At 66.2% G+C, this 14,467-nt stretch carries 10 protein-coding genes; 5 read left to right on the top strand and 5 right to left on the bottom strand.

Annotation, left to right across the window (positions count from 1 at the left end; genetic code table 11):
* Window positions 1-202: 202 nt before the first annotated feature.
* Window positions 203-2,176 (bottom strand): methyl-accepting chemotaxis protein, encoded by a 1,974-nt coding sequence (locus AC1DT6_RS34995; protein WP_441637316.1) that lies wholly within the window; start codon window positions 2,174-2,176, stop codon window positions 203-205.
* 356 nt (window positions 2,177-2,532) lie between these two features.
* Here AC1DT6_RS34995 and AC1DT6_RS34990 point away from each other — a divergent pair, with 356 nt between their 5' ends.
* Window positions 2,533-2,784 (top strand): hypothetical protein, encoded by a 252-nt coding sequence (locus AC1DT6_RS34990; RefSeq protein WP_441637318.1) that lies wholly within the window; start codon window positions 2,533-2,535, stop codon window positions 2,782-2,784.
* Between the two features lie 33 nt (window positions 2,785-2,817).
* Here the strand turns inward: AC1DT6_RS34990 and AC1DT6_RS34985 are convergent, their stop codons facing one another.
* The 3 genes from AC1DT6_RS34985 to imuA are packed head-to-tail and all read right to left on the bottom strand — an operon-like array spanning window position 2,818 to window position 8,705.
* Window positions 2,818-6,306: an error-prone DNA polymerase gene (locus tag AC1DT6_RS34985; RefSeq protein WP_441637320.1), complete on the bottom strand. Its 3,489-nt coding sequence runs from the start codon at window positions 6,304-6,306 to the stop codon at window positions 2,818-2,820.
* Between the two features lie 46 nt (window positions 6,307-6,352).
* Window positions 6,353-7,912 (bottom strand): Y-family DNA polymerase, encoded by a 1,560-nt coding sequence (locus AC1DT6_RS34980; RefSeq protein WP_477104333.1) that lies wholly within the window; start codon window positions 7,910-7,912, stop codon window positions 6,353-6,355.
* Window positions 7,845-8,705: a translesion DNA synthesis-associated protein ImuA gene (gene imuA, locus AC1DT6_RS34975; RefSeq protein WP_441634228.1), complete on the bottom strand. Its 861-nt coding sequence runs from the start codon at window positions 8,703-8,705 to the stop codon at window positions 7,845-7,847. The genes AC1DT6_RS34980 and imuA overlap by 68 nt, the downstream gene beginning before the upstream one ends.
* Window positions 8,706-9,003: 298 nt before the next feature.
* On the opposite strand from imuA, the gene AC1DT6_RS34970 reads away from it, so the two are divergent.
* Complete coding sequence (locus tag AC1DT6_RS34970; protein ID WP_477104335.1) at window positions 9,004-9,744, top strand: IclR family transcriptional regulator; 741 nt, start codon at window positions 9,004-9,006, stop codon at window positions 9,742-9,744.
* A gap of 195 nt (window positions 9,745-9,939) precedes the next feature.
* On the opposite strand, the gene AC1DT6_RS34965 is transcribed toward AC1DT6_RS34970, so the two are convergent.
* On the bottom strand, window positions 9,940-10,872 hold the full coding sequence (locus tag AC1DT6_RS34965; RefSeq protein ID WP_441634224.1) for a LysR family transcriptional regulator: 933 nt from the start codon (window positions 10,870-10,872) through the stop codon (window positions 9,940-9,942).
* Between the two features lie 149 nt (window positions 10,873-11,021).
* Here AC1DT6_RS34965 and AC1DT6_RS34960 point away from each other — a divergent pair, with 149 nt between their 5' ends.
* The 3 genes from AC1DT6_RS34960 (at window position 11,022) to AC1DT6_RS34950 (ending at window position 14,041) form a co-directional block, all read left to right on the top strand.
* On the top strand, window positions 11,022-12,047 hold the full coding sequence (locus AC1DT6_RS34960; RefSeq protein WP_441634222.1) for a TauD/TfdA family dioxygenase: 1,026 nt from the start codon (window positions 11,022-11,024) through the stop codon (window positions 12,045-12,047).
* A 209-nt stretch (window positions 12,048-12,256) separates the two neighbouring features.
* Window positions 12,257-13,249, top strand: a complete 993-nt coding sequence (locus AC1DT6_RS34955) for a Bug family tripartite tricarboxylate transporter substrate binding protein (protein ID WP_441634220.1) — start codon at window positions 12,257-12,259, stop codon at window positions 13,247-13,249.
* 9 nt (window positions 13,250-13,258) lie between these two features.
* Entirely contained in the window at window positions 13,259-14,041 is a 783-nt protein-coding gene (locus AC1DT6_RS34950; protein WP_441634218.1) for a class II aldolase/adducin family protein, read from the top strand.
* Window positions 14,042-14,467 lie beyond the last annotated feature (426 nt).

The raw sequence follows: 14,467 nt of genomic DNA, 5'->3' as shown, positions 1-14,467 counted from the left end.
ATCACCTATTCGCACACCGCCCTCCATTTTGCTTCACTAAGGAAACGGAGGCGACAAGTATCCTGACATGGAGGGCGAGTAAAGAAAAGTGACACCTCCGTGTGCGTAAACGGCCAACCCCGTACAGCCGCGACAGCAGCTAGAAGCAACAAAACCCCGCCAAAAAACGCTAAAACCGTGCCAAAGAGATGCGCCCCCCCAATCAAACCACCTCCAACCGAAAAACAGCAACCGACCTCTCCATCCTCTGCGCCTGCTCCCGCAAAGCATCAGCCGCCGCCGCCGCCTGCTCCACCAACGCCGCATTCTGCTGCGTAACCTGATCCATCTGCGTCACCGCCTGATTCACCTGCGCAATCCCGCTGCTCTGCTCGCGCGACGCCCGGCTGATCTCATCCATCATCGCCGTCACCCGCCCGACCGCGCCCACGATGCTCTCCATGGTCGTGGTAGCGTCGCCGGCCAGCGCCGAGCCCGCCTCCACGCGCTGGACCGATTGCGAGATCAGCGTGCGGATCTCCTTGGCGGAACTGCCGGCGCGCTGCGCCAGGTTGCGCACTTCGGCAGCCACCACGGCAAACCCGCGCCCGTACTCGCCGGCACGCGCCGCTTCCACCGCCGCATTGAGCGCCAGGATATTGGTCTGGAAGGCAATCCCGTCGATCACCGCGATGATGTCGACGATGCGTTTCGAGTCGGCCTCGATCTCGCCCATGGTCTGTAGCACGCGCCCCACCGAGGCTCCGCCGGCCACCGCGATGTCGGAAGCCGCGCTGGCCAGCGCGCTGGCCTGGTCCGCGCTGCCGGCATTCTGTTGCACGATCGCGGTGAGCTGCTCCATGCTGGCGGCGGTCTGCTGCAGCGACGATGCCTGCTCTTCCGTCCGCTGCGACAGGTCCAGGTTGCCTTGCGCGATCTCGCCCGCGGCCACCAGCACGTTCTGCGCGCCCTCCTTGGTATCGCCGATCAGCACGCGCCAGGTATCCACCAGCGACAGCAGGTGCCGCTTCACATGGCTGAGTTCGTCGCTGCCATGAACCTCCAGCCGGATGCCAAGGTCGCCGGCGTTGATCCGGCCCACCATGTCCGCCACTTGCCGCACGTCCTCGCGCATGCCGCAGCTGAAACCGGCGAACAGGTAGAACGCCGCGCCCACCGCCAGCAGGGCCACGCCGCCGAGCACTTCCAGTTCCAGCTTGTCGGCTGCGATGCGCTGCTCCAGCATGGCGCGGGCAAGTGCGGAGAACTCCTTGTTGACCGAGGAGACCGCGTTGATGGCGGCGGTCGCTTCGTCGAAATAGGCCTTGGCCTCGATGTTGATGCCGCTGCTGCCCAGCATCCTCTCCTTCAGCGTGCGGTAGAAAGCATCCACGGCGGACAGTTGCGCCTGTGCGTTTTCCACCCGTGTGCGATACGCCGGCGCGCCGCGCGTCACGCGGCCGATGTCGCGCCGCACCGATTCCAGTCCGTCCTGGATCTGCTCCCCGAGCGCGGCCAGCTCAGCCTGTTGCGCCGCATCGGAATAGCCGCCCTGGCTGATGATGGCGGCCCCCCTGCCACGCGCCAGCGCGCTCAGCTCGGCCAGCCTTGGCATCGGCCCGACCATCAGCGTGACCAGGTAGTACGAACCGCTATCGGGGTCGAGCGCGAGCGATGAGCGATCCGCCACATCGCCGATAAACAAGCGGGTCTGCTTGACCAGCGCGCTGTGCATGTCGAACAGCGGCCCGGCCGTCGTGTTCAGGCCCGTTTCATGCATGCGTCGCCACGACTCCCCGAGTTTTTTCGCATCGGGCATAACGTCGAAGCCCGCCGCCGCCCCGGCTTGCTGCATCAGTCCGTCGAGGTGTGCAGCGGCCTTCGCATCCGCGCCATCGAACGTGGCGCGAAATGCCGCGTTACCCGCCAGCACGGCGTTGGCCGCACCGCGCCTGACCTGTGTCTCGCGCATGAAGTCGAGCGCGCGGTCGACGATGGCGAGGCCGCGCAGTTCGTCCTGGCTGGCGCGGATCGACTGCGCCGAGAGGCTCAGCACCGCATAAAGCGAGCCGCTCAGCGGGATCAGGAACAGGATCGCAAGCAAGAGCAGCTTGCGCGTGATCGTCAGGCGCGCCATCAGGCGCATGGCAGGAGAAAGGAAAGTCACCACGAAAGACCCCAGAAAAAGCACTCGCATGTGCCTTGTATCGGCCGCATCAAGGCGTACTGGAGCGCAGTTTTCCAGCTTTTTTTTCATGCACAACTGCGGGGCGGAAACAGCACAAGACGGGTGCAGAATGCCCGTAATTCGGGCGAAAAACAGGCACAAACCGCGTGTAGAACAGGCACAAGACGATCACGAAAGAGCGGATAAGAAAGCCGACACAAAACAGACGCAAATCAAACGTAGAACGGTAGGCATTGCGATGTCAGCGCGCCGGGCGGGTTCCGATGTGGGAAACACCCGGGCCAATGCGCGTAAGCAGTGTCCTTCTTGGGCGCTTGCGCCCCTGCTGGCCCGCGAGACCAGGATTCCCAACCCAGGAGATGCCGATGCTGAGTCCGCACGAATTTGCTACCTTGATGCTGGTCCACGATACGCAGGACCGCCTGGAACTGGATCCCGTGGATCTGGAGGCGTTGCTGGAACGCGGCCTTGTGTCGCTGGAGGAATGCGGGGCCGGCCATTGGTGCCCGCATGTCACGCCGCATGGTTTCGCCTTGCTCAGGGCGATGGGCTGGCAGGGCGATATGGCCAGGGTGCGGCATGGCGCGTCACGCGGGCAGGAAGCATCCGCGCGGTAAAGCGGCAAGGTGGTCTCGCCGCGTCCTCGCGGCTCAATGAAAGTCGCGGCTGGACACCATCAGACGGCCCAGCAGCGGACTCAGGTCCACCAGTTCCTGCGCCACCAGGTGCCTCACCTCGCCCTGGCGCTGCCACATGCCGATCACGCCCAGCAGCGTGGCGCCCAGCACTTCCTTGCGCTGGCGCTCGATCAGGTCCGGCCAGAGAATCACATTGACGGCACCCGTCTCATCCTCGATCGACGTGAAGATCGTGCCGCTGGCGGTCGCCGGCCGCTGCCGCACCGTGACGATGCCGCAGGCCCGCACACGCCGGCCGTTGCCGCAATGGGCCAGATCCTGCGCGGTGGCGTACTTCATGGCCGCCAGCCGCGGCCGCAGCAGCGCAAGCGGATGCGACTTGAGCGACAGGCCCATGCTGGCGTAATCAGCGGCCACGTCCTCGCCCAGGCGCGGCGCCGGCAGCGACAGCTTGCTCTCGGCCGGCGGTGCCTCGTAGAGCAGGTCATGATGGGCGGCCTGCAGCGCGGCGGCGCGGGCCTGCCAGCGCGCCTGGCGACGATGCCCGGCGAGGCTGGCCAGCGCATCGGCGGCGGCCAGCGCGTCGATGTCGTGGCGATCGAGCCGCGCCCGCAGCACAAGGTCCTCGACGCTGGCAAAAGGCTGCCTGGCGCGTGCCTGCTCGATGCGACCGGCAGCCGCCTCGCGCATGCCGCTCACGCGGTTGAGCCCGAGCCGCACCGCGGGTTGGGCGCGCTCGCGTCCTCGCGCCGCCCGCCCGTCCGCTTCCAGCTCCAGCGTGCTTTCCCAGCAGCTCACCGTGACATCCACGGGCGACGTACGTACGTGGTGGCGCCGCGCATCCTGCACCAGTTGCGAAGGTGTGTAAAAACCCATCGGCTGGCTGTTGAGCAAGGCGCACAGGAAAGCCGCCGGATGATGGCACTTGATCCACGCGCTGACATAGACCAGCTTGGCGAAGCTGGCGGCATGGCTTTCCGGGAAGCCATATTCACCGAAGCCTTCGATCTGCTTGCAGATGGCCAGCGCGAAGGCTTCCGGATACTTGTTGCGGGTCAGCGCGCTGACCAGCGCATCCTGGTGCTGCTTCAGATCGCCCTTGCGCCGCCAGGCCGCCATCGAGCGGCGCAGCTGATCGGCCTGGCCTGGAGTGAAACCGGCGGCGTCGATGGCCAGTTGCATCACCTGTTCCTGGAAGATCGGCACGCCCAGGGTCCGGCCCAGCACCTTCTCGATGACGTCGTTGTGATACGCCGGCGGCTTGCCGGTGCGCCGCACCTGCTCGCGCCGCTTCAGGTAGGGATGCACCATGCCACCCTGGATCGGCCCGGGCCGCACGATGGCCACCTCCACCACCAGGTCGTAGAAGGTGCGCGGCTGCAGCCGCGGCAGCATCGACTGCTGCGCGCGCGACTCCACCTGGAACACGCCGATGGTATCGGCGGCGCAGATCATGTCGTAGGTCTGCGCGTCCTTGCCGGGGATGTCCTCCATGCGGTACGGCGCGCCCGAGCGGCTCGGGATCGTCGCCAGCGCGCGGCGGATGGCCGACAGCATGCCCAGCGCCAGCACGTCCACTTTCAGCAGGCCGAGCGATTCCAGATCGTCCTTGTCCCACTGGATCACGCTGCGGTCTTCCATGGCCGCGTTCTCGATCGGCACCAGCCGCGACAGCTTGTGCCGCGCGATCACGAAACCGCCCACGTGCTGCGACAGATGCCGCGGAAAGCCGCGCAGTTGCGCGGTCAGGCTGGCCCACTGCCGCACCGCCGGTGATTCCGGGTCCAGCCCGTACTGGGCAATGCGGTCGAGAAAGGTCTTGCCGCCGTCCCACCAGGCCTGGCCCTTGACCACCTGCTCGATCACGCTGGCGTCGATGCCCAGCGCGCGGCCCACGTCGCGCAGCGCGCTGCGCGAGCGGTAGGTGATCAGCGAGGCGGCCAGAGCGGCGCGGTGGCGGCCGTATTTCCCGTAGATGTACTGGATGACTTCCTCGCGCCGCTGGTGCTCGAAATCGACATCGATATCGGGCGGCTCATCGCGCTCGCGCGACAGGAAGCGGCCGAACAGCATGTTGGCATCGCCGGGATCCACCTCGGTGATGAACAGGCAATAGCAGACCAGCGAATTGGCCGCCGAGCCGCGCCCCTGGCACAGGATGCCGCGCCCGCGGGCAAAGCGCACGATGTCGTGCACGGTGAGGAAGAAGGGCTCGTATTGCTTCTCCCGGATCAGTTCGAACTCCTCCTTCAACTGCTTGCGCCACTCGGGCTTGAGTCCGCCGGGGAAGCGCCGCAGCACACCCTTCATGGTCTCGCGGCGCAGGTAGCTGAAGGGGGTCTCACCGGGGGGCACCAGCTCTTCCGGATACTCGTAGCGCAGCGTATCGAGCGAGAAATCGCACAGCGAGGCGATCCGCACCGTCTGCGCCAGTGCCTCGCGCGGGTACAGCCGGGACAAGCGCTGCCGCATGCGCAGGTGCTGCTCGGCATTGGGCGCCAGCGTCATGCCGCACCCGGACAGCGGCTGGCCCACGCGAATCGCGCTCAGCACATCGGACAGCGGCTTGCGCGAACGCACATGCATGGTCACCGCGCCGGCCGCCGCCAGCGGCACGCCGGATTGCACCGATGCGTCCGCAAGACGCAGCCGGTGCAAGGCATCGGCATGGCCCTGCAACTGTTCGAGCGCGATCCAGCCGCGCGCGCCAAAGGTCTGCCGCATCCATTGCGCTTGCTGCAGCAACGCCTCGGGCTCGGGGCAATAAGACGGCAGCAGCAGCGCCAGGCAGTTGGGCATGCCGCGCAGGTGAGCCTGTTCCGGCTGCGGCGGCGCGGCCAGGTCGTCGGGGTGGAGCCGGTAGCTGCCCTTCTCCGAGCGCATGCGCCCCAGGGTGATCAGTTCGCTCAGGTTGCCAAAGCCTTCCCGGTCCTGCGCCAGCAGCACCAGCCGCAGCACCGGCTGGCCGGCGGAGTCCGTCAGCGTGAAGCGGCTGCCGACCAGCAGGCGGAAATCCTGCGCGGCGCGGGCCAGCGCGTCCAGTCGTTCATGGCGGCGCAGGCGGGCCTGGGTGGCTTCGCCAGGGGCCAAGGCGTCGCCGGCGGCGGGCGTGGCATCCGGCACGGCGAGGGATTCATCATCCACCCCATGCCCGCCGTCATGCTGATCGCCCTCTTCGCCGTCGTCCTCGATGAGATCGTCATCGTCGCCATCCTCATCCAGCCCCGCGGCCAATCGCGCCGCGCTGCGCGCCGCGGCGTCGCCGATGCGCTCACGCAGGTCCTTCAGCGCATGATGCGCGCGCGCCGTGCCGGCCACCGAACATTCATCGGTCAGCGCCAGCCCGCGATAGCCCAGCGCAAAGGCGCGCTCGATCAGCTCGACCGGATGCGACGCCCCATCCAGGAACGTGAAATTGGAAATGCAGTGCAGCTCCACATAATCCGGCAATACCGGCAGCAACGCGGAAAGCGCCGGCGGCAAAGCGGAAAACGAGGGCATGGCGGGCTTGCTGGACATGACAGGGAGGCAAAGGCTCAGGCGAATCTCAGGCGAACAGGCCGTGCAGGAACCAGCGGTATTCACCGCTCTCCTCGTGCCCGGGACGCTGGCGATAGACCCAGCAACGCAGGCCATCCGCACGTTCGGCGACGAAATAATCGCGCGTGGCCAGCGCGCCATCCCACCAGCCGCTCTCGATGCGCTCCGGCCGCGAGAGCAAGGTCAGCGGGCCGCCATGACAGGGCCGGTGACGCTGCACGGTGAGCGGCATCGGCTTGTCCAGCAGCCACGCCGGGCGCTCCGGCATGGCGCCTGCCGGGGCCGGCTGCGGCGCGCGCGCCGGCATTTCGTCGACGGGGCACCAGCGATTGGCGCGCTCGGGCCGGTGGTCGGGCAACGGCTGGGGTTGCAACACGTTTTCGCGGCCGAGCCGCGCCATCAGCGTATCGAGCAGGCGGCCCAGTTCGGCCGGCGTGCCGCCTGGTTCCGGAAACAGCGAATCGCTCTGCGGCAGGCAGGTCTCCATGGACTCCACCACCAGCATCAGGCCCACCGCCGGCACGCTGAACTGCACCTTGTCCAGCCGCTCCTGCAGCAGCCTGGACAGATGGACCGGATCGCGGCTGGGCTGCGCCAGGCTGACCGTCACCGGCGTAGACGGGGTCTCGGTGCCGAGCCGGTAGCGCTCGTGTTCGAGCCGCAGCACCAGCCGCGTCACGCCCGCCTGCTGTACCGCCAGCCAGCCGGCCAGCGCCAGCAGCAGGCGCTGCGCGCCCGCCATCACGCCCTGCACGGACTCGGTACGGCCCGGCAGCTCCATGCGCTGCGCGAAGGCTGCCGGCGCGCTGAACCAGGTAAAGCGCACCGGCACCTCGCCATAGGCCTGGTCCAGCCGCGCCAGCAGATCCGGCCCCAGCCGGCGCCGCAGGCCGGCACGCGGCAGGCCCCGCACCTCGCCCACGGTCCGGCAGCCGATGCCGTCGAGCCAGCCGTCGTCGGCCACGCCTTGCAGCATGGCCACCGGCAGCCGGTCCAGCAGCCGCGCCATGCGAGCAGCCCGCACCGCGCGCCGCGCCGGCCGCACCATCGCGCCACGGCGGTCCCGCCGCAGCGGCTGCGCCGCCAGCCACGCCGCCCCGAAGGCCGTGGGCCCGCAGCCAAGCTGCGGAAACACACCTAGCCGGCGCACCCGCGCATACACCGCGCGGCACAGCGCCAGATGGCCGCCGAACAGCCGCAGGCTGGCGCCGGCATCGATCATCACGGTAGCCGCATCGGGATCGGGATGGCCCGTCACATGCGGTGTGAAGTGCAGCAGCGCCAGCGCCAGCGCCGTCATCAGCTGCGCCTCGGCGGCCGGCTCGCGCTCCAGTTGCACCACCTGCGCCGACAAGGCCTGCACGCCGCCACGCCGCATCCCGGCCTGCACCCCCAGTGCCACCGCCGGCCCGTTGGCCAGCACCACCCGCTCGCGCTCCATCACCGCCACCGGCACCCGGTGGTGCAGCAGGCCGGAGGAAGCCGGGAGCGCGGCGGGCTCAGGCCAGTTCGGCTGCAACGCGTCCAGCGACAGGCGCGGCAGATGCACCGCGATCCAGTACGACATGGGCTTGCTCTCCCGCAACGGCTTGGGAAACCGGGAAATTGAAAGGGACCGGCGGCGGCGCGGACGGCGAAGCGGTCCTGGCCGGCACCGCCATCATCTCGCCCAGCGGCAGCACCAGCGGCGCATCGCGCACCGGGCCGCGCCGCTTGTGAAAAGTGATCGACAAGACATTGCCGGGTGCCGGAGACAACAGCAGCCGCAGCACCGCCGGCGACGACTCGTGCAGCACGCCGGCCGGGCGGCACGCCCAGACCACCGCGTCGCCCGCCTGCGCCAGCACCTGCAGGCGCCGCAGCGCCTCGGGACGCGCCGTTGGCAGCCACACCATCACCCCGCCAAAAGCCTGGCTGCGCAGCACCTGCTCCGCCGCCCACAGCACATCCGCCTGGGCCGCGGCCCGGCCCGCGCCAGCGGGCGGACGCACCCAGAACAGCTGGCTTGCCGGCAAACCCCATTCGGCCAGGCACATCGCATTGGGCAGGTACGGCGGCCCCACCAGCGCCACCCGGCGCTGTGCCGCCGCCAGCGCCAGCAACGCCGGGCGCAGCAGGCGCAACTCGCCCACGCCGGCGTCGGCCAGCAGCAGTTCCGTCAGCGCCCCCATCGGCCAGCCGCCGCCTGGCAACTCGGCCGAGAGCGCCGCATGGCCGGTGGGCAAGGCCGGCACGCTGCCCGCGCGGCCCAGATGGCCGAGCTGCCCCGCCCGCCACAGGCCGGGATAGCGTCGTTCCAGTGCGTCCAGCGCACCCTGCCGGTCGGCGGCGGGCGAGGCTGGGGAGAGATGGGTGGTCATGTGATGCTTGCGCCCCGGCTTGGGGACCGGGTGGAAATTTCTGATTACTGTATGTTTGTACAGTATCACGGAAGCGCGCAAGGAGGCAAAGCCGGGGTCGACAATGTGGAAACTGACAATAGTTAGCGTTCGCCATGGTTCGGTTAAACGCTGTGCGACGGCGATTGGGGAAGCGATGGCCGTGGCATTCGCTCACAGCTCCGCAACACACCCCGCCTTTGGCTGCTCCCCTATACTACGAAATATCGTATAGTGCTACTCGCCACTGTATCTCCAGCCAGCACTTCTTGAAACCAGCATGCCCACCCTGATCCCCGCAGCCAGCCGCACCATGGCAGTTTTTGAATTGTTTGCCAGGGAAAAACGCGAGCTGTCAAATTCCGATGTGGCTCGTCTGCTTTCGGTTGCCGAGAGCAGTTCCCTTGACCTATTGCATACGCTGCATTCGCTCGGCTACCTGATGCGCACATCCCGCACGCGGCGCTTCTACCCGACCGCCCGTCTGTTGGAAACCGCGCGCCAGATCTCCGAAAACGATCCCCTGACGACACTAGCGCAGGAAGCCGTCGAGCAAGTGGGCGCAAAAACCAATGAGACCGTCTTCTTCGGTGTACTCGATACCACCGCTGTCAAGGTCGTTGCCGTGCAGCCGAGCCGGATGCCGTTGCGCTATATCATCGAGGTCGGCTCACGGGCGGCCTTGCACGCCTCCGCACTGGGCAAGGCGCTGCTGGGACTCCTGCCGGAAGACGAAGCCCGCGCAATACTTGGCAAGAGCAAGCTTCGTCCTTTCACCGAGCACACAGTGGTTGACGTTGACGAACTGATGGCGCAAGTGGCGCACGGCCGCGACCTTGGCCGATACGAGGCGCGGGAAGAAGGCAGCGAGGGCGTCCACGGGCTGGCGGTGTCCGGATGGTTGGGCGGCCAGCCGGTCGGCATTTCCCTGGCCGGGCCCGCGGAGCGCATGAGAAAGAACCAGGAGGCCTATTTGACGGCCATGCGCGAAGTCCGTGATTCGCTGATGGCTGACACCTGAGCTGCCCACGACGCATAGAAATCGGCGGCCTACGCATTGCGGCGTCCTCTTCATCATTAAAAGCGCTCCCCCTTGCTCCGTGCCACGGTCGCCCCGCTGACTTACGCTGAAGGCCGCTTTCACAGATCCGCGATGGCAAGTGGAAGGTCATTTCGCCGTACATGAAGCCACCGCTGCCGCGGCAGTCCGGCGCGGTCAAAGCCGGAGCGCGTGCTCAACCCTGCCGCCAGTTGCGTCGTCTTCCTTGCAAAAGGCAACCAGCTCATCGCGGAATTCAATGCAAAGCGGAGAGAGATAGCCATCGGCGCGCCAGAACATGGCGATTTCCGGCTGCCGCAACATGTCCGGCTCGCCGATCACGCTGAGATCCCGGCCTTCGGGTTGCATAAGCGTGCGCTGCGGTACAAGGCCGAGCAGATCGGTATCCCGAAGGAGTTCGGCAATGGAAATGCCGGATCCAGTCCATTCCACGGCAACGAGCGGCGCAGGCAAGCCATTGTTGGCAAACTCATCTGCCAGCACCTGGTACAAGCTGGACGACGCCTGCGGCAGCGCCCAGCGCTCTTGCGCCAGGTCCGCCAGGGTCTTGAAAGCGCCGAGTCTGGGATGGCCTGACCGAGCGACCACTTGCAACCTCAGCGGCCGTAACGGAATGTGGCTGACATCGCGCGGCACATTGGCGGTCATCCCGCCACAAGCGAGGTCCGCATCCCCCGACTGCAGGGATAGTATGGCTCCCTGCGTCAGCCGCGTCTCAATGGAAAAAGTCGCCAGCGGCCGCCTGGCAAGGAAGCGTGCGACCACGGGGGACAGCAACCAGGAAAAGAGGTAGGGCGTCGCCGCAAGCCTGATTTTTCCTGCGCGCGCCGCGGCCTGTGCCTCCACTTCCCCCTGGAGATCGTTGGCTGCCAGCACCACGTTTCTTGCCCGCTCCAGCAGCGTCTGTCCAACCGGCGTGAGCGTGACGCCGCGAGCCGTGCGCTCGAACAGGCGCATCCCCGCATCGGCCTCAAGCCGTGCCAACGCCTTCGACAAGGCCGATTGCGTCACCCCAATGTGTTCCGTCGCCCGGTGCAGGCTTCCGTGTTGCGCCACAAGCAGGAACACCCGCAGGTCGTCGATTCGCATGGCACCTCCGGCCTGTATTGAAGTCTCCGCGAAGTATGCCTGAATGGAATCGCTTAACCCAACCGGGGAATCACTGCCAGACCTTGCGGCGGATAGAGTTGACCCCCGATGCGACAGGCTTCACCGACTCAGACAACTTGGAGACTGCTATGAATACGAATTCGGAACCCCTCGATCCGCACCTCATCGATGCGCTTGGCAAGGACGTGCAATGCCATGAGCTCCAAACCGGACGGCCGCCGCTGTTCATCGAGCCGAAGGGAGGCGAGTTGCTGGACCGTGCCCAATTTCGCGCCTGGACGCGGCGCGTGAAGCCGGTCCTGGAACAGCTCATCACAAAGCATGGCGGCATTGTGCTGCGAGGCTTCCCGACGCCGGAAACCGATGATTTTGCTGACATCGTCAATCAATATCCGCCATTTGAGGACGGCTATGTGGGCGGACGCGCCCCGCGCACGCAAATCAGCGGCAAAGTCATGGAGGCCACAAGGCTGGAAGCCAGCGCCGGGCTTGGCGTGCATTCGGAAATGGCATACCGGCGCCATTATCCGAAGCGTATCGCCTTCTTCTCGCGAGTCACGGCTCCCGTGGGCGGTGCGACTACCATCGCCGATGCGCGCAACTTTGCGTACGACATGGCACCGGAACTGGTTGCCAAGATCACTGAACTCGGCATCCGCTCCGCGCTGAGTTACGGCCCGAAGTCCGCGGCTGTCGAGAAGTCGTATGCCGACATGGACCGGCACGGCTGGAACCATGCTTTCAATACCGAAGACCCGGCGGAGGTAGAGGCGCTGTGCGCCGCCCGCGGCCTCGAACCGCTGTGGCATGACGACGGCTCGCTGACTGTCTTCACGACGCTCGAGCCGTTCATGTGCCATCCAGTGACCGGAAAGAAGCTCTATCGCTCGGGGCTGCACAGGTCGCACACCGCGACCCTGGTCCTGAGCACCGACATTCGCAAGAACCAGAAGTATCCGACCGGGATGTTCCTGGGCAAGGAGCAGCGCCTCGAACCGGCGGAGGTCGACCATATCAACGCGATTTGCGACAAGGCGACCCTTCGCTGGCAATGGCGCGACGGCGACGTGATGATCCTGGATAACCTGCAGGTATGGCACGGCCGCGATGCGTATGAGGGTCCGCGTGACGTGCAGGTCGCCCTGCTCGACTAAAGGCGAGGCGACAGGGCGGAAGCGGCGCGTTGCAGCGGTGAAGTAGCGCCCGCGGCGTGCCGGCATACCAAGGAAGGGGCGAGTTGTTCGCCAAATCTCCTTCATTGAGCTCACTCGGGCTTTCTCGCACCTCGATGCTCGATGCTCGATGGCGTCCGCGAAGCGCTTCGAGAATATACAGAAGACCTAATTACAGAAGGAGACAAACAATGATTTCAGTCAATGGACTCAGGCGCTTCGCCGGGAGCCTGGCCGCCGCGGCAATTGCCGCGTGTGGCGTTGGTTTTTCCCATGCCGCGGAGCCCGCCTATCCCTCCCACCCGGTCAAGGTCGTGGTGCCTTCCGTGCCGGGCGGCCCGATTGATGCCGTGTCGCGGTTGGTCAGCAACAAACTGTCGACGCGCCTTGGCACGAGCTTCATTGTCGAGAACAAGCCCGGCGGCAATGTGCAGATCGGCACCAACTATGTGGCGAAGTCCGATCCGGACGGCTACACGCTGCTGACCACGGCACCGGCCCACATCATCAATCCGCTGCTGTACGGCAAGCTGTCCTACGATCCCGTCAAGGACCTGACCGGCGTGGCCATGATGGCCAAGGTGCCGCTGCTCCTTGTAGTGAATGGCGACCTGCCTATCCACTCGGTTCCCGAGCTGATCGCATGGGGCAAGGCACACCCGGACCGCCTGAGATATGGCAGTTCAGGCACGGGCTCCAGCGCAAATCTCGTCGGCGAGCTGTTCTCCATGAACGCCGGTCTCAAGCTGGAGCACATCCCGTACAAGGGTGCCGCAGCCGTCCTGCCGGACCTGCTGGCCGGCCGGCTTGAAATCATGATCGACACGTTGCAACTGTTTTCGCCCTACATCAAGGCAGGCAAGTTGCGCGCCATTGCCTTCACCGGCGCAACGCGCATGCCTGCCTTGCCGAATGTGCCCACGCTGGCGGAATCCGGTTATCCGGACGTGGTTGCCAATTCCTGGCTTGCCATTGTCGCGCCGAGCAAGACGCCTCAAAGTGTGATCGACAAGCTGGCGCGCACCGTTGGCGATGTGCTGCAGGAACCCGACGTCCGCAAGCAGATCGCCGACTACGGCATGGAGCCGGACCCCATGACGCCCGCACAGCTCAACCGGTACTTCGACTCGGAAAGCAAGCGTTGGAGCAAGGTAGTCAAGGCCGGCAATATTCGAGTGGAGTGAGGAGTACAGATGACCAACGCAATGTCCGTTCCGCGCGAAACCGTGCGGGCCCAAGTCAGCGAAGCGGAGTGGACAGCCCGCGTGCAGCTCGCTGCCTGCTACCGGCTGATGGACCGGTTCGGCATGACCGACCTGATCTACAACCACATCACGCTCAAGATCCCGGGCACGGAGCATCTGCTCATCAACGCCTACGGCTACCTGTATTCGGAGATCTGCGCGTCGAACCTGATCAAGATCGACCTGGAGGGCAACGTGCTCCTGAGCCCCCAGAACGAGCACGGCTACCAGGTGAACCGGGCCGGCATGGTGATTCACACCGCTGTCCACAAGGCAAGGCCTGACGTGAGTTGCGTGATTCACACCCATACCCGGGCCGGGATGGCGTTGTCCGCCATGAAGACGGGTCTGCTACCGATGACGCAGACGGCGCTCAGGTTCCACGAGAAAACCGGCTACCACGACTTCGACAGCCCGGTGGTGGAAATGAACCAGCAGGCGGGCCTGGTCCGCTCTCTCGGCAATCATGAAGTCGTGGTGCTGCGCAACCACGGGCTGCTGGCTGTGGGCCCCAGCGTGGCCGAAACGTTCAGCCGCATGTACTGGCTGGAGATGGCCTGCCGGACCCAGGTCGATGCCATGACGTCGGGCACCGAGCTGATCATGCCGACGCCGCGTGTCATCGACGAAACGCGGGCCGTGATGGATGCACGTGCGAACACCTTCGGCACACGTGAATGGCCGGCGCTGCTGCGCCTGGTGGAGCGCATCGACCCCGGCTACAAAGACTGACTGACGTCAGCCGGCTCGGGCTCAGCGAATCGGCTACTTTCGCATGCACTGGCGCCTGATGGACGCCATCGGCGAAGTACCAACCAAGGAGCAGAACAAGCCGCTGCCGCTTAACGCTGTGGGCGCCATCGCTGCGGTGGTGGCAGCCATGGGCCTCGATCCGCTGATCGCGCGCGGCCTGTCGCTGGTCGGCCAGTGCGCGACGAGCAGCGCAACGTGGTGGCGGCCATCAGCGCCAACCTGCTGTCCGGTGAGGTCGGCCGGAGCAGGCTGTCAGGGAGATCCTGCCGGCCCTGCGTGCGGCGGCGGAACAATTGTCGGGCTTGGCCCCCGCGTTCCTCGGCCCGGCCAACCAGCCGTTCTCGCGGACAAATGGAGCCCGCCAGACCGGAGCCGACCGAGTTTGCCACGCCTGCCGCATTCGTT

The organism is Cupriavidus sp. 01L45, from assembly GCF_056399885.1.
Note: the sequence above shows the minus strand (reverse complement) of the source record. Positions and strands in the feature narration are given on the sequence as shown.

Bases quoted from the DNA above. Each gene is read 5' to 3' on its own strand.
- AC1DT6_RS34995 (WP_441637316.1), bottom strand. From the start codon at position 2,176: ATGCGAGTGCTTTTTCTGGGGTCTTTCGTGGTGACTTTCCTTTCTCCT.
- AC1DT6_RS34990 (WP_441637318.1), top strand. From the start codon at position 2,533: ATGCTGAGTCCGCACGAATTTGCTACCTTGATGCTGGTCCACGATACG.
- AC1DT6_RS34985 (WP_441637320.1), bottom strand. From the start codon at position 6,306: ATGCCCTCGTTTTCCGCTTTGCCGCCGGCGCTTTCCGCGTTGCTGCCG.
- AC1DT6_RS34980 (WP_477104333.1), bottom strand. From the start codon at position 7,912: ATGTCGTACTGGATCGCGGTGCATCTGCCGCGCCTGTCGCTGGACGCG.
- imuA (WP_441634228.1), bottom strand. From the start codon at position 8,705: ATGACCACCCATCTCTCCCCAGCCTCGCCCGCCGCCGACCGGCAGGGT.
- AC1DT6_RS34970 (WP_477104335.1), top strand. From the start codon at position 9,004: ATGCCCACCCTGATCCCCGCAGCCAGCCGCACCATGGCAGTTTTTGAA.
- AC1DT6_RS34965 (WP_441634224.1), bottom strand. From the start codon at position 10,872: ATGCGAATCGACGACCTGCGGGTGTTCCTGCTTGTGGCGCAACACGGA.
- AC1DT6_RS34960 (WP_441634222.1), top strand. From the start codon at position 11,022: ATGAATACGAATTCGGAACCCCTCGATCCGCACCTCATCGATGCGCTT.
- AC1DT6_RS34955 (WP_441634220.1), top strand. From the start codon at position 12,257: ATGATTTCAGTCAATGGACTCAGGCGCTTCGCCGGGAGCCTGGCCGCC.
- AC1DT6_RS34950 (WP_441634218.1), top strand. From the start codon at position 13,259: ATGACCAACGCAATGTCCGTTCCGCGCGAAACCGTGCGGGCCCAAGTC.